This is a genomic window from Rhizobium sp. PEPV16 (genome assembly GCF_008919455.1).
Classification (GTDB): Bacteria; Pseudomonadota; Alphaproteobacteria; order Rhizobiales; family Rhizobiaceae; genus Rhizobium; species Rhizobium leguminosarum_Q.
In genome coordinates this window covers 1-17,436 of sequence record NZ_VSZV01000347.1, presented here as the reverse complement: position 1 = coordinate 17,436, position 17,436 = coordinate 1, and the positions used below count along the sequence as shown (strand labels likewise).

15 protein-coding genes are annotated in these 17,436 nt (G+C 61.8%); 12 read left to right on the top strand and 3 right to left on the bottom strand.

Annotation, left to right across the window (positions count from 1 at the left end):
• The first annotated feature begins 468 nt into the window (after positions 1–468).
• The 12 genes from FY112_RS28865 (at position 469) to FY112_RS28810 (ending at position 12,618) form a co-directional block, all read left to right on the top strand.
• Positions 469–672, top strand: a complete 204-nt coding sequence (locus FY112_RS28865) for a hypothetical protein (RefSeq protein ID WP_003548168.1) — start codon at positions 469–471, stop codon at positions 670–672.
• Positions 673–685: 13 nt separating this feature from the next.
• The gene (locus tag FY112_RS28860; RefSeq protein WP_017957723.1) at positions 686–1,249 is read left to right on the top strand and encodes an A24 family peptidase; all 564 of its coding nucleotides are present in this window, start codon (positions 686–688) and stop codon (positions 1,247–1,249) included.
• Positions 1,250–1,254: 5 nt separating this feature from the next.
• The gene (locus FY112_RS28855) at positions 1,255–2,052 is read left to right on the top strand and encodes a TadE/TadG family type IV pilus assembly protein (protein WP_017957724.1); all 798 of its coding nucleotides are present in this window, start codon (positions 1,255–1,257) and stop codon (positions 2,050–2,052) included.
• Complete coding sequence (locus FY112_RS28850; protein WP_151519867.1) at positions 2,049–3,689, top strand: Tad domain-containing protein; 1,641 nt, start codon at positions 2,049–2,051, stop codon at positions 3,687–3,689. Before FY112_RS28855 ends, FY112_RS28850 begins: the two co-directional genes overlap by 4 nt.
• Entirely contained in the window at positions 3,661–4,341 is a 681-nt protein-coding gene (locus FY112_RS28845; protein WP_017957726.1) for a hypothetical protein, read from the top strand. Before FY112_RS28850 ends, FY112_RS28845 begins: the two co-directional genes overlap by 29 nt.
• A 1-nt stretch (position 4,342) precedes the next feature.
• Positions 4,343–5,269 carry a hypothetical protein gene (locus tag FY112_RS28840; protein WP_017957727.1) on the top strand — a complete coding sequence of 309 codons (927 nt, stop codon included), beginning with the start codon at positions 4,343–4,345 and terminating at the stop codon, positions 5,267–5,269.
• Positions 5,266–6,222: a Flp pilus assembly protein CpaB gene (cpaB, locus tag FY112_RS28835; RefSeq protein ID WP_017957728.1), complete on the top strand. Its 957-nt coding sequence runs from the start codon at positions 5,266–5,268 to the stop codon at positions 6,220–6,222. The genes FY112_RS28840 and cpaB overlap by 4 nt, the downstream gene beginning before the upstream one ends.
• 20 nt (positions 6,223–6,242) lie before the next feature.
• Positions 6,243–8,141 (top strand): ATPase, T2SS/T4P/T4SS family, encoded by a 1,899-nt coding sequence (locus tag FY112_RS28830; protein ID WP_017957729.1) that lies wholly within the window; start codon positions 6,243–6,245, stop codon positions 8,139–8,141.
• A 10-nt stretch (positions 8,142–8,151) separates the two neighbouring features.
• The gene (locus FY112_RS28825; RefSeq protein WP_151519866.1) at positions 8,152–9,015 is read left to right on the top strand and encodes a type II secretion system F family protein; all 864 of its coding nucleotides are present in this window, start codon (positions 8,152–8,154) and stop codon (positions 9,013–9,015) included.
• Entirely contained in the window at positions 9,012–9,917 is a 906-nt protein-coding gene (locus FY112_RS28820; RefSeq protein WP_151519865.1) for a type II secretion system F family protein, read from the top strand. The genes FY112_RS28825 and FY112_RS28820 overlap by 4 nt, the downstream gene beginning before the upstream one ends.
• Positions 9,918–9,919: 2 nt before the next feature.
• Entirely contained in the window at positions 9,920–10,795 is an 876-nt protein-coding gene (locus tag FY112_RS28815) for an FHA domain-containing protein (protein WP_151519864.1), read from the top strand.
• A 668-nt stretch (positions 10,796–11,463) separates the two neighbouring features.
• Complete coding sequence (locus FY112_RS28810; protein ID WP_017957735.1) at positions 11,464–12,618, top strand: sulfite oxidase; 1,155 nt, start codon at positions 11,464–11,466, stop codon at positions 12,616–12,618.
• Between the two features lie 123 nt (positions 12,619–12,741).
• Here the strand turns inward: FY112_RS28810 and FY112_RS28805 are convergent, their stop codons facing one another.
• From FY112_RS28805 to FY112_RS28795, 3 genes are all read right to left on the bottom strand, one after another.
• On the bottom strand, positions 12,742–13,926 hold the full coding sequence (locus FY112_RS28805) for a phosphatase PAP2 family protein (RefSeq protein ID WP_017957736.1): 1,185 nt from the start codon (positions 13,924–13,926) through the stop codon (positions 12,742–12,744).
• Between the two features lie 605 nt (positions 13,927–14,531).
• Positions 14,532–14,843, bottom strand: a complete 312-nt coding sequence (locus tag FY112_RS28800; protein WP_011655309.1) for a DUF982 domain-containing protein — start codon at positions 14,841–14,843, stop codon at positions 14,532–14,534.
• Between the two features lie 167 nt (positions 14,844–15,010).
• Positions 15,011–17,416, bottom strand: a complete 2,406-nt coding sequence (locus tag FY112_RS28795) for a serine/threonine protein kinase (protein WP_017957737.1) — start codon at positions 17,414–17,416, stop codon at positions 15,011–15,013.
• Positions 17,417–17,436: the final 20 nt, after the last annotated feature.

Below are 17,436 nucleotides of genomic sequence, written 5' to 3'. Positions count from 1 at the left end.
TTGAGGAAAGCTTAATCCAGATCCCCAAATAACGCCATGGTTGGGCTCGGCGAAGACGGCCATTATGCGCGCAGCGCGCCGTTTCTTCTATCGCTTTGAAAGAATTGACCAATTATGGAGCAGTAGACGAAGCTCCAAAATGCCGTCCAAAACTTCGTATCTTCAGGTAAAACTGCAGCTTGTTCAATCAGTTAGTTGAAAGAATCCGACGTCAACTGCGGTTTTGCAGCCGATGCCTCCAAGACAATTGGAACCCTTCGTTTCGTTTGCTTGACGGAGGGCTGGCCTTGGGCGCACTCTTGGGTCTTAATGGTGTTGTTCAACAAACGTTGGCCGCCGGGGAAGATAAGCTGAAGCAGAAAATATCATTGGATCGAGCAACATGCTCGTTCGGATCGATGGCGTATGCTTGGTCCATCTTCACCACGGCTTCGAACCGAAACAAACCTGGGAATGAGGAGTAATCACATGTTTGGTAAACTCAAGACTCTCGCAATTGCACTTCACAAGGACGAACGCGGCGACATGGCCCAGATCGTCCTGGCCGTCGCCCTGATCGTCATTCCGCTGATGCTGATCCTGCTCGCATTCGGCAAACAGATCGGCGAATGGTTCAACGAAAAGAACACGGCGCTCTCGGATGCCGAGAGAATTCCCGAGCCCGGTCAATAAGCGGATCGGGATCATGGATACGACCTATGATCTGACCCTGATGCCTGCGGCGGCGGCTCTTGCCGTCGCCTGCACCATGACCGCGGCGGTGCTCGACCATCGCCACGGTCATATTCCGAACGCCGTCACCTACCCCTGCCTGCTTGGCGGGTTCATGTTGGCGGCAATCAGCGGCGGTCTCGCAGGAATAGGGCTTGCCTTCGCAGGCCTCCTTGCAGCCGGCCTGATCTTCATCATCGCCTTCGCAGCCGGAAGCTGCGGCGGCGGCGACGTCAAGCTGATGGCGGCGCTCGGCGCCATTCTCGGCCTCTGGCCCGCCATCGACGTCACCCTTGCATCGCTGATGGCCGGCGGCGTGATCGCCGTTTTCTCCATGGCGCGGCGTGTTCAGTGGAGCGTGCTGGCCCGAACGGTCGGACTGTTTGCGCTTCTCCTGCCTGCCGGTTTCCGCGATGCCGCGTCGGTGCTGAAGCCGCGCGAGACACATCATACCGTCCGCTTCGGCGTTGCCGCTGCTCTCGGACTTCTCTGGTGCCTTTTCATGCCCGATTTCACCCCTCTTTCACTCGTGAGGTAACGGCAATGCGCGCGGAACTCGAACGCCCCATCTTCGACGGTGCCTTCTGGAGTTCGATCCTGCACTCGCGGACCTTCTGGGTCCCTCAGGATCACGGCGCGCTCCTCGGTACCTTTGCGATCGCCATGATGCTGCTTGCCTCGATGCTGCTGCTGCCGCGGCTTTCCGCCCACCGGCGCCGGATATCGGAGCTGCACGGCGATACCTCCGGCAGCACGACGATGATGGATTTCGTGCTTGTGACACCGGTCTTCGTCTTCTTCATGTTCGTGGTCTTCCAGTTCACGATCCTGGCCAAGAACCACCTCTTCACCCACTATGCCGCCTATGCGGCGGCGCGCAGCGCCCGTGTCTATTTCTGTCCGGCCCTGCCGATCACCATCCGGAGCTTGATCGACGCCAGGACCTGCGACGACGATGCTGCCGCCGGCAAGGCAGATCTTGCCGCCCGCCTGGCGCTGATCCCGGCAGCACCCTACGACCAGCTGAAATGCGTCGGCGCCTGCCAGCCGCCGGAAGATGCGCTGAAAAGCCTTGCCGATGCTTCGGGTCTTTCGAAGAACTGGCGCGCGATGCGCAACCAAGCCCGCTACATGTTCGACCCGCAGAACGTCACCGTGACCGTCGACCGCGCGCCGATGGCGATCTATGCCGCCATCAACCGTTCGCCGCATGTGCCGGTCACCGCCAAGGTGGAAGCGCGCTTCCTGCTGCTCGAATATGCAGGCTGGGTCTTTGCCCGCGGCCAGAGGAAGGACGGCCGCTACTACACGATTTCGACGGCGGAGGTGAACCTGCTATGACCCCGACCCTTATCAAGCGCCTGCACCGCGACGAACGCGGCTTCCTGTCGCCGATCATTCTCTACATGACGATTGCGCTCGCCCTGATGATCGTCTGGATCCTGAATACCGGACAGATGATCTACGACAAGCAGCGCACGCAAGACACGGCGGATGCCGCAGCACTCGTCCACGCCGATTGGGAAGCCCGCTATCTCAACATCATGGCGATGAACAACGTCGCCTCCTCGCAGGCAACCGTCGTCATGGCGACGTCAGTCGCCTTCCAGCTGACGACGGCGGAGCTTGCCCTGCGCTCTACCGCCATTCTGGCAAAACTCGCCCAGTATTCTTTCACCGAAGGCTTCGGGCCGGCATCCCTTTTGCCGCCGATGCCGCCGATGCCCTATTGCCCGGGCTGGCAGAAGGTCCCGATCGTCGGCGGCATCATCTACGGTGCTTGCCTGGCGTTCCAGGGGGTCCGGGCGATAGGAGCCACCAAAGCGCTTGCATATGTGGGCATCGCTCAACACAAATATGATCCATGGGATCTCATCAATAAGTCCAGCGACATCATTGATGCCATGAATGATCTCAACGACTACCTCGTCGAGAGTTTTCCGCAGCGGGTCGGCAACGAAGCCCTGCATCTGGTGCGCCTGAACAAGTCGGATCATGTCGTCTTCCACCCGCCGTGCGAATCCTGCAACGACGCCGGAGAGGGCGCCGGCGGCAACCTCCCGGTCGATCGCGACGGCATCAATCCCGCTGCGGCCTATGCTGAAATGTGCCTGGCGATGAGCAAGGGCACGCAAGGGCAGGACCCGCTCCTCATGCGCGGCGAGTTTGCCAAGCGTGGCTTCCCCAACGGCAAGGGCCCGTTGACCGCAGGCGGCGTCGACGGCAGCCATATCCGCGACTGGGTCAACCACGAGAGCGGCATCGACGATGCTTTAGTGGACTTCTACATCTTTTATGAAGCCTTCGGCCCGGCCTATCTGAGCAAGGTCCCGTTCAAGGCAATCATCGAGCAATTTGGCGATCTCAGCTGGTGGCAGGAATTGCTGCTCGATGGCAGCTTCTATATCGCCGAGGAACTCTTCGGCATCGAGTTCGGCATCGTGAACCCCTTCCAGCTGCCGATCGACGTACCGCCGCGCTATTCCGACAAGCAGACAAAAGACGAGAACGATTTCACCCGCAAGTTCGACATGATCTGGAATCAGGTCTGCGGCCCAGCCGGTGGCGCGATTTCCGTGGCGGGTGCTCCCCTGCCTGTCATCTCCTTCCCGAAGCCTTACTGGCTGAAAGGACGCATACCGTTTAACTTCACGCCCTTCGGCGGCGAGCAGCTCGACGACTACCAGACGCTGGCGATTGTTTCCCGCGCCACGCGCGCCAGGCTGCAGATCCGCATCTTCAAGGACAAGACACCGTCCGCCTACGCCTTGGCGCAGAGCTGGGTCCACAATTACACGGCCTTCGACCTCTACACGCAGGACTGGCTGGCATCACTTGCCCCCGCGACACTCGCCGACGATACCGGCGCGGTTTCCAACACCATCAAGCAGAGCCCGGCGGCCGATAGTTTCACCGGCCTGACCCGCGTCTTCGACCGAGGAGGAGCCAATGCCTGGGCTGCCGTCAACACACACTGAGCGAATGAGCGGTCCTCCCGGCCGCGGGCTGCTGATGCGGCTGCACCGCGACAGGCGCGGCCTCGCCTCGATTGAATTCGTGCTCGCCGCGCCGGTCATCCTGCTGATCGTGATTTTCGTCATCCACGCGAACAAGATTTCCACCAAGAAGGTCGGAACCATGGTGGCGATGCGCAACGCCGCCTTCGCCGAGGCGAATGGGCTGGACTGCACGTCGGATTTCTCGAACGCCTTCCCGATCCCGGCTTTGCCGGCACTGCCCGGACGCGACGCCATGAGCTGCTCGCGCACGCCATCGCATGAAGGCGGCGGCGACCCTCAGCGCAGCTTTGTCTGGGACGACGTGCAGAATACCCTCGAGAGCGATGGCCGCCAGTTCGGCGATATGGTCGGCGACCTCGCCAATGAAAAGCCGCAGCTCGTCACAGCGACGGCCGACCGGGTCTACAAGTTCAGGGATTCCGACGATCTCGATACGATCAGGAGCATCCGTTGGAAGGACGCGTTCACGGTCGACGATTCCACGCTGTTTGCCTCGCACAACAACGATACCACGCGCCGCGGCTACGATCCGACGCTGCGCCGGGAGATTCGCGGCGTGGCTAGCGATTCCGGCGATCTGTTCGACGGCGTCTTTCCCGGAGCGAAATAAGATGAGACAGGGTTCACGCATCTCCTTTCGTCTCGTCGGCCATCTCGCTGGTTTGGTGCTCGTCTTCGGGCTCGCCGCCGCCATGGCAACACCTGTTCGCGCCGAGATCTACAAGGATTTGAGGGTGACGCTGAATTCGATGCTGGCCAGTATCGTCGGCGCGCCGGAACGCGCGCCGCGCGATCTCGTCATCAACGGCCAACCGCTTGAATTCACGCCCTATCAGAGCGATCGCAGCATTTCCGATATCACCGACGAGTGGCTGCGGGTACTGGCCGTCAATACAAGGCCTGCCCTGCCGAAAAGCAACGACAAGGAAGAACTGACCGCCGTCATTGCCGCCAACATGCTGATCGTCCCGAAGACGAGCCGCATCCGCGACGATCTCGCCGTGGTGGTGCGGTTCTTCGACGGCGACGGCGAGGCTGCCCTCGATTATCTCAGACGGCAGGACCCTGCAAATTCTTCGGCGAGAGCGCCCATACCGGGCGTCACGATCATGATCCGCAGGCCGGCCGATGCGCCGATGACCGAGGTGCTGATGAGCCGCTTCGACGATGTTGCCTCAACGCTGCCTGCCTTTGCAGCACCTGCCGATGTCGGCAAGCTGCCGATGTCGCTGCGTCCGCCGGCCGGTGTCGAGGTGCTGAGCGATATCGGCGATCGCGACAAGGGCCACACGTCACGCACAGTCGTGTCGAAAGGCACGCTGTCGGCCGTGCGCTGGTCCGATCAGCGCGCCGATCTGCTTTCGCGCGACGGCTTCACCATCGAGACTCCGCCGGCACAGCGCGGCGGGGTCACTGCCCTTTATGGCCGGCGCGGCAGCGTCGAGGCCAATGTTCTTTACACTCGCAGCAAAACCGACGGCCGAACCGTCGAGGTCATCCAAATCAGGCAACCCTTTGTAGGGGGAATAACACCATGAACTGGAAGCTCATCGCGGCCGTCATCGTCGGGCTCATCACCGGCGTTCTGCTCTACTTCTGGACCGAGAGCGTCAAGAACGAGCAGACGGCCTATGCCTTCATGCGGCTCCAGGCCGACAGGAAGGTCACGCGAGGACAGGCGATCACGCCCGACATGCTTGCCGAGCCGGTGATGCTGCCGGAAAGCTTCGGACCGCTCGCCAAGCTCGCGGTGCCTGCCGCCAGCGCCTATCAGGAATGGCTGAAGGACAGGACGGCGGCGAGCGATATTCCGGCCGGCTCCGTGCTGCTCTTCCAGTATTTCGACGATACCGATGGCGGACGCCTGACGACGATGATCGCGCCCGGCAAGCGGGCGCTGACCCTTCCGGTCAACGCGGCCGCGGCCGTTGGCCATTTCGTCGAGCCGGGCAGCTATGTCGATATCCTCGGCACGGTCGACGAACCGGTCGAGCCCGTGGCGCCGGCCGCAGCGACCCAGCCGGGAGCGCCCGGCCAGCCCGCTGCCGTGCCAGGCCAGCCTGCCGTCCCTGGTCAGGCGCCGGCCACAGCAGGACAGCCGCAGGCTCCAGCCCAGCCGCAGTCGCCCGTCGAGCAGATGCTGAAGAACTATCTCACCCAGTATCCGGGCGCCGACGAGAACGATGTCAACGCCTACCGCAAACAGGCGCAGGATTATAAACTCGGCATCAGCTCGCGCACCCGCGTCGTCACCCGCACCTTCCTGCAGAATGTCAAGGTTTTAGCCGTCGGCGCGGCGACGACGGCGGAGGGCGCGGTCACCAAGGCCAACAGCACCTACAACAATGTGACCGTCGAAGTGACGCCGTCGGAAGCTGAAATGCTGATTTTTGCCATGGGCCAGTCGAACGGCAGCCTGAACCTCGTGCTGCGCAATCCGGCCGACAATACCGTCGAGGACCTGCCGAGCATCAACTGGACGCGCATGTGACCGCCGCGGGGGAATGAGCCATGCTGTTGAAGATTTCCTATGAGGACGGCAGTGGTCGGGAGGTCATCCCGCTCTCGGCGAACGAAACCTATTTCGTCGGCGAAAGCAGCACGCTGACGCTGCCCGCCGGTGCGGGCGTCGTGCGGCTGCGCGGGAGCCACGTCTCTTCGCCGCAATTCGTGCTGCGAAAGTCCGGCCAAGGCTGGTCGGTGCAGCATCACGGCCGCAACCCGACGCGCGTCGACGATCAGCCGCTTCGGGCCGGCACGCCGGTCGCGGTCTCGGCCGGCATGTCGATCTGGGTGCCGAACGTCACGATCGAGCTCGTCGAGCCGGCCGCGGCCGCCGAAGTGGTCACACAATTTCCCGATCAGGAACGTGTGCTCGCCCTGCAGATGGAAATCCACGAGCGCCTGCTGAAGGACACGCAATATGACCGGCTGGTGAAATCCGCCGATTTCGGCCGCGAGGAGACGCGCGGCCGCATCCGCGAACGCCTCGACATGTTCATCAAGGAGGCGCTCGACGCAGCACAGCAGGATCTCGTCATCCTCGTCATCAAGAACGCCGTCTATCGCTGGCTGGCCAAACGCATTGCCCGTACGGGGCGTCGTGACGGCTCGTCGAATGCCGCAAGCCTGTCGCGCGAAGAGCAGGACAATCGCCGCCTCTTCGACGTCGGCAAGGCTCTGATTTCGGCGCTGCAGCTCAAGCTCAACTTCGAATCCACCCGCTCGGACTTCGCCCAGCTCGATACCCGGTTCAGCGCCGCCTTCCAATCCCGGCAGGCTCTTTTCAACGCCGGCGATCGCTATGAGATCGCCCATATGCATCTGCGCTCCAGCATCGAGGAGCTGATGTATCGCTGGGGGACGATCTCCGAGCTGATGGATCTAGACGTCATCTCGGAAATCATGGTCACGCGCTACGACGAGATCTACGTCGAAAAATTCGGCCTGCTTGAGCGCTATCCCTTCGCCTTCGCCAATGAACGGCAGCTGATGAAGGTGATCGAGCGCATCGCCGTCGATTCCAACCGCTCGATCAACGAGAGCGAGGCGATGGCCGACTTCCGCATGCCGGATGGGTCGCGTGTCAACGCCGTCATTCCGCCGCTGGCCGTCAAGGGCGCTTGCCTCACCATCCGCAAGTTCGGCGGCAAGTCGCGGCTCGATATCAGCAAGCTGGTCACCGCCGGCGCACTCAGCGAGCCGATGCGCGCCTTCCTCGAGGCGGCCGTCCGCTCGCGCAAGAACATCGTTGTCTCAGGCGGGACGGGCTCCGGCAAGACGACGCTCCTGAACAGCCTGTCGCAATTCATTCCGGTCGGTGAGCGCGTCGTTGCCGTCGAGGACACGTCGGAACTGCAGCTCGACGGCATTCATGTCGTCTACCTGCAATCGCGGCCGAAGACGGCGGAATCCGAGACCAGCGTCACCATCCGCGACCTCGTGCGCAACGCGCTGCGCATGCGTCCCGACCGCATCATCGTCGGCGAGTGCCGCGGCGCCGAAGCGATCGACATGCTGCAGGCGATGAACACCGGCCATGCCGGCTCGATGACGACGGCGCATGCCAACACGCCGCAGGACATGATGACCCGCCTGGAGGTGATGGTGCTGCAGGGGCAGAGCTCGCTGCCCGTCATGGCGATCCGCCAGCAGATCGTTGCCGCCGTCGAACTCGTCGTGCAGCTGAATCGCCTGGCGAATGGACGGCGCGCCGTCACCGAAATATCGGAGGTAATCGGCATCGATCCGGATACCGGCCTGATCATCGTCGAGCCGATCTTCAATCTCGTCGGCCGCGCCGGCGGGCAGGCCGTGCATGCCTTCACCGGCTACCTGCCGAGCTTCGTCGCCGAACTCGTCGAGTTCAACGACGACGGCGAAATCGAAAAACTGGACATGTTCGTCTGAGGGCAAAGCGATGAATATCAGCATTCTGCAGATTTTTACGGTCGCCCTCGGCGCTATAACGGCGGGGCTGCTCGTCTGGGGCGCGCCGGTGCGCTGGCCGGCACCGCTGCTGCGCGCCACCGAGCGTGACATCGCGCTCGCCAGCGAGGCAGCACAGGTCTTCGGGCGCGATGCCGTTCCGCCCTATACGATGATCCTCGCCTACGGCATCACGGCGATCGTCGTCTTCACCGTGATTTCGCTGATCTTCGGGCCGATATTCGGCTTCGTCATCGCAATCCCGGTCGCGATCTTCCTGCCCAAGGGCGTGATCCGTTATTATCTGCAGCGCCGCTGGCTGCAGATCGAATCGCAGCTTCCCTATGCCGTCGACCAGATCGTCTCGGCGGTGCGCACCGGCAAGCCGCTTGCCATCGCAGTCAATGCGGTGGCCGATACCGGCCAGATGCCGGCCTCGCGCGAGTTCGAGCGCATTGCCCGCGAACAGAAGCTCGGCATCGGCCTGGTCGAGGCGCTCGACCGCCACGGCCGCAACGTGCCGAGCCTGCATTTCAAGATGGTCGATGCGGCACTCGGTCTCTTTGCTCGCCAGGGCGGCGACATTTCCGAGCCGCTGACGGAAATGTCGAAATCCTTCAAGGAAATCTGGAAGCTCGATCAGAAGATCACGACCTCGTCGTCGCAGGCGCGCATGAACTTTCGCGTCGTCAATGGCGGCGCGCTGTTCATGATGCTGATGATCTTCTTCGGCCAGCCGGAACTGATCGACAAGGTGTTCGGCAACGCCATCGGCATCGTCATCGCGATCGTCGGCGCCATCCTCTACGCGACCGGTTTCTTCTGGATGCGCTCGATGATGAAGGTGTCGGTATGATCTCTCAGATACCCCTCGCCCCGATCGCCATCGCCTTTGCCGGCGTTACCGCTGCGCTATTCGTCTGGTGGATCGGCGATATGCTCGGCAGCATTCAGGTGGTGCGCCGGTCCGCAGGCGGCGATGGTCCGCCGCCGAATATCGTCGACAGCATCGGCATGCGCACGCCGGTCGAATTCGTGCTGACGCATTTCGAGCCGCTGCTGGCGGACTACGGCGCGCAGCTCGAGCAGAAGCTGATCTATGGCGGCCGGCCTTTCGGCGGTGTCACGGGGCGGGAATATATCGCGCTTCTCGTGGTTCTCAGTCTCTTCGGGTTCGTCCTGCTCGGCCTGCTGTTCGGCATCGCCAGCGGCAGCGTCATCGGCGGGCTCGTGGCCGGACTGATCCTCGGTCTGATCCCCGCGATCTATTTCTGGGTTGTCGCCGACGACAAGGCGCAGGACCGCAAGGAACGAATCTCGCGCGAATTTCCCTACTTTCTCGATCTCGTCGTCATGACGCAGCAGGCGCAGGCGACGCTGCCGGAAAGCCTGAGGCTTTATGCCGAAGCCGCACCCGGCACCGTCATGAGCGAGGAGATCGAACAGACGCTGAAGGACGTGGCGCTCGGCACCGGCATGATCGAGGCGTTGCAGCGCCTGGAGCGCCGCATGACCGCCGAGGAGGTCATCCGCGTCATCCGCGCCGTGATCCAGGGGGAAGTCGAGGGCAGCAACCGCGTCGAGCTGTTGCGCGAACATGCGCGCGACCTGCGCTTCCGCCGCTGGGAAAAGGCCGACCGGGCCAGTGAAAAGCTGAAGGCCAAGATCGTCATGCCGGCGATGATGATCGTCGTGTCGATCCTGCTTCTGGTGCTGGCGCCTGCAATTGTCGAGATGATGTCGAGTGGGATGTTCTGATCATGGTCTTTTCCTTCTTTCGCGGAAACAAGCCTAGCCTTCTGCAGACCGGTCCCGGTGGCCAGAGCCGCAGCCATGTGCTCGACCGGCCGGAAATGTCGATTGGCCGGGCTGCTAGTGCCGATATCGTCGTCGACGATCCGTTCCTGGCGCCGATCCATGCGCGCATCGAGCGGCAGAGCGACGGCGGCTTCATCATTCGCCGCATGGGGCTGAACCCGATCATGCTGCGCGGCGAAGCGCTGTTGCAGACGGCCTCGCTGAAAGCCGGCGACAGCTTTCGTCTCGGCAAGGACGTCGAATTCCAATTCGTCGTCAAAGCTGCTGCCAAGGAGGCGCCGAAGAAGGAGGCATCCAAGACAAGTGACGACAAGCCGAAAAAGTCGCTGCTGAAGCAGCCGGCCTTCCTGGCCGGCATGGGTGTCGCCTATCTCGCCATCGTCGGCATCATCGGCTACGTGATCCTGTCGGACAGCGGCAGCGCGGAGGGTGGGCCGACGGCCGAACGCATCAATGCGGAGGCCGCCCGCATTCCGACATGCATCAAGAATGCCCGGCGCATGCGCCAGGTTTCGGAAGCAAGCTTCAACGGCGCCGTCGGCGGCCGCGTCGGCAGGGACGGCGACGCAACCTATGCCGCTCTTTCGCTGGCAGCCGAACCGTCTGACGACGCCGCGCTGGTCAAGGCCGCCGAGCCGATCGTCGAGGCCTACAAACGCACGGCGCTCGCAGCCCTTGCCTCGGAAAACCGCGGCAACAATACGCTGGCGCAGACCCTCTACCAGCAGACCTACGATCTCGTTCCCGACGTCAACTGCTCGGCCGCGCGCTTCGCGCTGCAGCGGCGGGCCGCGGTGAAGCCGGTCGCGCGCCGCTGATCCTGGATGCTTCGCACGCTGTAAAGGCACAGATCAGAAAAATTCCACACTCTGACCATCAGCTTCGCTGCCCACGGGAGGAAAAAAAACGGAATGGACGACTGGAAAGGCAAGAAAGTCAGGATCATGGTTTACAAGAAAGTGTCGGAGCCGAGGCCGGGCTCGGCGGACTTATCCACGATCTACGCGAAATGGTGATCTAGGATAAGGCAAGTCCGAAGGAGGCGGCCGATGTCGAAGTATTCGAGGTTCAACGAAAACGTTCTGGGTGAAGACGTTTTGGACGAAATCCTGAATTGGGACGAATGACGGCCGTGGTCCGACAGTAGCCATGCGCTTCGTCCGCTTTGCGCCACTTTCGGACCTTTTCTGGTGATGACGCGAGGGCGCGTCTCGACCAAAGCAGCCTTGCAGTCGATCCTCAATATCGACGCTTACCTTGAACTCGGCGATTCGACGGCTATGGACTCTTCTTTTGCAAAGGCGCAATTTTGAAATAGGAGACGCAAGCTAGAAAACCGTCCGGCGCTGCATGTTTGAATGCGCAGCTGACGCTTGACCTCGCTCCGAAAATTTCCGGGTGAGGTAAGACATTGTGCGCATATCCGTGCCCCGCTGCGGCCGATGGCGCGCTGCAGTTCGTTCCGGATGCATCTGGAGGGAAAACCATGCCTGTTCTTCAACGCAGAGAATTCATCGTTCAGGGAAGCGCGGTTCTCGCCGGAATCGCGGGTCTTTATTCGTCGCTGGCCCACGCTTTTCCGACGCGGCCGGGCGAGAAAGTCATTCCATGGCTCGATCAGCCGACGGAAAGTCCCGATCCGGTAGGGATTCAAACCCAGCTTGTCTGGGAGGATTTGGATGCCTTCATAACTCCGAATGACAGGTTTTTCAGCATCTCGCATTTCGATCGACCGACGATTGACGACAAGTCCTGGTCCCTCGACATCGGAGGGCTGGTCAATAAGCCCTTGAAACTGACGCTCGCCGACATCAAGGCGCGGCCGCGGCAGGAGGTAGTTTTCACCGTGGAATGCTCCGGCAACCACGGCTTCCCCTTCTTCACCGGCGGTATCGGCAATGCCCGCTGGGCAGGCACGCCGCTTGCCCCGATCCTCCAGGAAGCCGGGGTCCTTGAAAAGGGCATTGAGGTCGTCTTCTTCGGTACCGACAAAGGCGAGGTCACAATTCGCGACATCAAGATGCAACAGAACTTCGCTCGCAGCATGTCGCTCGCCGACGCGATGAACCCCGACAATCTGCTCTGCTACGAAATGAACGGCGCAACCCTGCCGGTGGCCAACGGTTTCCCGCTGCGGCTTATATCTCCGGGCTGGTACGGGATCGCCAACGTCAAGTGGCTGAAGGGCATCGAGGTTCGCGACACCCGCTTCATGAGCCTGCTGATGGGCCGCGACTATGTCACCATCCGGGAGGAAGAGCACAACGGCGAGACCGTGTGGGCCGAAACCTCGGTCGGCCGGGCCTTGCTGAAATCCGCGCCCGCGAAGGTCACGCGCAAGGACTCCGGTCACCGGATCGTCGGCGCAGCCTGGGGTGCACCGATCGACCGGGTCGAAGTGAAAATCGATCAAGGGCCTTGGATGCCGGCAGTCATCGATCACAGCGAGGAGGCCGAATACGCCTGGAAGATTTGGTCACTGGATTGGCCAGATCCCTCGCCTGGAGAACACACGGTTACCTCGCGCGCGATCAGTACCGCAGGGCAAATCCAACCGGCAATGGACGATCCGCTGATCGCCAAGAAGCACACATACTGGGAAAGCAATGGCCAGGTGACGCGCCGCATCCGCATCGTTTGAGAAACGTTGCTGCCTCGCACGTCGGCTGCTGAGTGAACGGAACGTTCCACCGAGAACCCCTTACTTGGGACTGCGACATTTCAGGAGAAAGCCGCCGGCGGTCATCCGCTGGCGGCCCTTCCGCTAGTCTGCCCCGTCTTTTTTTGCCCGCTCGATGAATTTCCCGGCGACCGCTTTGCCAAGTGCGGCACCGGCCCGGTTGTCCATTTCATAGTGGATGCCGGCCCAGATGCGGGAATCGCCCGCTTCCTTGCCGACCGTTCGGATGAACTCCGCCTGGTCGGGGAACAGATAGGCAAGCACCTCGCATCGGGCAGTCGACAACGTGGAGTGGTTCGACGGATAACTGGGATGGGCCGGCACTGCGAACAGGGGAGTGATGCTCGGGTCAAGCATGTTAGGCCGCAGGTACCAATAAGCGTATTTCCCGTCGTTGCTTGCAATGTAGGCGTCGTAGTAGACCGTTGCGAGCATCGCGTAAGCCCGCGCGGCGCGCGGCGGGTTCGAATCCGTCTTGTCCTCGAACATCCACTTGCTGGCATAGTCATACCAGTCGGTGAACAGGCCGGATGGGCTTTGCCAGTAGAACGCCTTGTAGCTGTTGGGGAATTTTCGCTCAAACTGCCGGACTGCATCCGTCTCGGCCTTCACGGCCGCAGACTTGCAGTCGGGCGGAGTCGGTGGCCTGAATTCATCGGCTGCCTCGAGCAGGATCGGCTTCCAGTTTGGCATGGTTGCATTGGCGGGTTTGGCTCCGACCCACATGCACGGCCCGGTCGGCACGGTGCCGGTCCAGACGGCATCGGAGCCGTCGGCCTTTGCCCGCGCAATCACTTGCTCTGCCACGCGTTGCCCCAATTCCAGGCCAGCGGATGAATCGCTTGGGAACTGGACACCGGCAAGGACACGCGACTGCGCGGCTTCTTCGGCCATCGCCTGGAACGACAACGCCTCGTCCGGAAAGAAATAGGCAAGGACGGTCGCGGCGGCTCCAGCGGCTGCCGCGTGTTCGGATGGATAAGCGGGACTCTGAGGCGTAGGCAGCGCAGTCGGCAGTGTCGTATCCACCTGGCTCGGGCGCGGGCGATTGTAGAAGTATTTCGACTCCCAAGCCGCGACGGTGGCGTCGTAGACCGCCATCGTCAAATAGGTGTAGACGCGATGCGCATTGGGGATCGTCTGGTTTGCGAGAAGACGGTTGTTGACCAAGTCGATCCATCGATAGCCGGGCGAGCCAGCGTCCCAGAATGTGATCTTGGCGGCGACCTGCGCATCGTTCTTTGCGACAAGTTCGCGGACCTGCTCCAACTCGGTTTCGGAAGTATCCGGAGGGGGCGCCACTCGGAAGTCTTTGCCCGACGTGATTACCCACGTCTTCCACGTTCCAGCGTTTGGCTCTATCTGATCCGATTGGGCGAAAGCGAAGTTCCCTGACAAAAGGATCAGCGCGCAGGCCCTGCTAAAGCCGCTAAGCATGTTCGACCCCCAGTTGATCCCAGCCCAAAGACGGAAGGTTTCTGCTTTGACGGCCGTTCTATTTTCTATTTTAGCCCGCTCTAATTATACCGCGAAGCGCTGCTAAGTGAAAGGATCAAAAATGAGAGCAGGTTGCGGTATGAAAGGTCAGGTCCGAAGGCCGCTGTCTTCCTGACTTGCACCCCGCAGGGTCGCTGTGACGACGCTCAGCAGTCAAGCCATCGGCGGCCCCTCCCCGCGTACCGATGGAATCGGTTGCTGCGGGTCAAAAGCGGACCTTCGAGCCGCTGATGAACGAATGTCAGCTTTCAGCGCCTGCTCCCGAAAGCAGTCCGCCGGCCAACGGCCCCAAATCTGTCGTTCCTTCACGCCGAGCGCAACGACTGCTCCTGGCGCAAACGTGGCGGCGAAAGGCGAGTAGCTCTTCGAAATTCGGACTATCTTTGCGCGCTTGATGGCAGGTCCGGCCGTCGCTCTCCAACTCCCTGCCGGACGAGCGACAGAGCAGCGATGCCCGCCTCATCGGCCGCGCGCAGAAGCGCTTCCCGGAATTGTTCCGGGGCAATCTTCCCGCTCAATGCGTCGACGCAGGCTTTGACGGCAGCCACATATTCCTCGCCGTCATCGCAAGGCCAGTCGTTGATCAGGAGACGCGCCGCGTCGCCCAGCGTCCATACGATCTTGCGAGATGCCGGGCCTCGCAAAGCAAAGCCAACCGGCGTGAATGCTGATGATGTGTTCCAGCACATTGTCCTCGACCCCTCAAGGCACGGATACTGCAGTCCCCAGTTCAATATACGCGCGTATTTTGTAATTTGGAATTGAAATTTGTCGAATAATACGGCTTGAACGCGAGCTGTCGAATGAAGCAGAACGGCGCACGCGCGCTCCTATTCTATCCCCAGTTTCGCCGCGCTCACCGCAATTCGGCGGTGACGCGAAAGATGCCGCCGGCCGACGCATCCGAGCAGACCACGAAGGTCGAGCCTTCCTGCGCCATGAAGGCGACATTGCCGCCGGCTTCGCAGGGGGTGGCGCTCCATTGCAGGATGATATCACCGTTATCGGGCAGTTTTTCCGGCGTGATCTTTGCCGCACTTGCCATCCATTCCGTCGCTGACGGGAGGTGGACGGGCGCGTTCAGCTGCTTCGACAGCCAGGCCGTATAGTTCTGCGCCACGGCAAGCGGCACGTCGTCGGCCGGCTGCTCAGGATTGTCGGCATAGGCCTGTGCGGCGGCGGGATCGGAATTGGCGGTGTAATATTCCGCCATCTCCGCCCTGGTGACCGCCTTCGTCTGCATGCAGAAGGACTTGTCGATCTTCACGGCGCCATTGGCAACGCCGAGCATGCCGCCGAGTTCCTGCATCGACGAGGTCATCAGCCGGACATTGTCAAGTGAATAGCTTCCGGCCGGCACGGTCTCGAAGGCAAGCGTCTGCGAAACGGGGCAGAAGCCTCGCGCCGACAGCGCCTCGAGATCGGCAAGGATCGGCTGGTAGGCAACGATGGCGAGCTTATAAGCCTCCGCAGTGTAGCGGCCGTCGGCCTCGCCGATCTTCGGGGCGAGTGCGGCAAGCGTCGGATCGGCAGCACCTGCGCGGGTTGCAATGGAGGCGCTGAGATCGGTGACTTTCTGCTTCAGCGCCGTCGCCTCATCCTTTGCCGCCATGACATCGGCGATGACGGCATCGAACAGTTTAGCGGCGTCGCCATAGCCTGTGGTCGCGGCCGGCACCTGCCATTGCTCGGCCTTGGCCTTGGCATCCGTCATCAGCCCGCTCGCCTTGGCGACATCGGGGCTATCGCCGGCGCCGATGCGATTGACGGTTTCGCGCTTTGCCGCCGCGTCCTTTTCGGCGGCCGTCAACGCGGTGAGCGCCTTGGCGAGATCGTCAAACGTCGTTTTCGACTCGTCGTAGGCGCCGACCGCAGCGTGCATCTGCTTTGCGGTGGCGGCATCGGCAGCAGTCTTCATCTTGGCGTCGGCCTCGGCAAAACCTGGCGCCTTGTCGCCGCCGGCGGCTGAAGCGGCAGCCTTCGCCTTCTCGGCACTTTCTTTGGAGATACCGATCAGCGCATTGCCGAGATTGATGGCTGCCGTCTGGAAGCCCGGAAGGGCCTTTTCGTAATCTTCGTCCTTGAGCAGGGCATCGGCCGATGTCAGCGCCGCGGCGCCGGTGTCATAGGAGAGTTTCGCTTGGTCACTGGCCGGGCGCTCCGGCGCCTTGGCGGCAATCGCCTTCTGCTTGCGGCTTTCGGCCTCCTTCTTCCAGGTGCCGACATCGGCGACGAGTTTTGGATCTGGGGCCAGCAGCTTCGGGATGGTGACGACGCCGACGCCGATGCAGATCAGGAGCAGCGCACCGATCATGGACAGCTTCGCAAGCGTCCATTTTTTCGGCTTCGGCGCGTCCTGCTGCTGTTGCATGCTGCCGCGCGGATCCCACGACATAGGCTGGATGCCCGTCGTGACGCGTGCGAATTCGCCCAACGCATCGGCGCCCGTTCGCGGTCGCGCGCTCGGATCGCGGCTCAGCATCCTTTCCACTAGGCTTGCAAGACCCTCGGGAAAGCCCGGGATCAGCACGTCGAGGCGGGGAAAGATATTGGAAGGATCGAGATGGATGTTCTTCCAGCTCTGCTCCCGCTGGTGTTCGTCTTCCCAGACCATGACGCTGTCGAAGACGCTGGCATAGGTCTGCCGCGGCAGGAACAGCTTGTAGGCGATCATGCCCATGGCGTAGATGTCGAGCGCCGCGGAGGCGGAAAAAGTACCGCTGGCATAGATTTCCGGCGCGCCGAATTCCGGCACATAGGGCGGGATGATGTGTTCGCCGATCTTCGAGATCAGGTGCAGGTTACCGATCCGCACCGACAGGCCGGAATAATCCTCGGAGACGTAGATGCACTGGTCCGTCAGCGCATTGTGGGCGTAACCGGCGCCATGCAGCGTCGCCAGGCCCTCGAGGATGTGGCGGCCGATCTCGACGGCGCGCTCGTAAGCCACCATTTCCGTTTCGTCGAGATATTGGTGCAGCGTTTTCGACGGCCGCTTCTCGACGATGTAGAAATTGTCGTCTTCCGGCGACGGCGGAATGAGGTCCTCGATTTCGACGAAGCGCCGGGCCGTCAGCGATTTGGCCTCGTTGATGGAGGTCCAGACCCGCTCGAAACGAGCCTTGTCCAGTTTCAGCGCCATATCGGGCGCGACGATGAAGACCGCATGGTCCATCCGCTTGTCCTGGGCCGGATAGACGATGAACTCGTTCTCATAGACCGGCTCGCCGATCGTGTAGCGGGCGATCAGATCACTTCTCATGCACTTGTCCCCCTGCATTC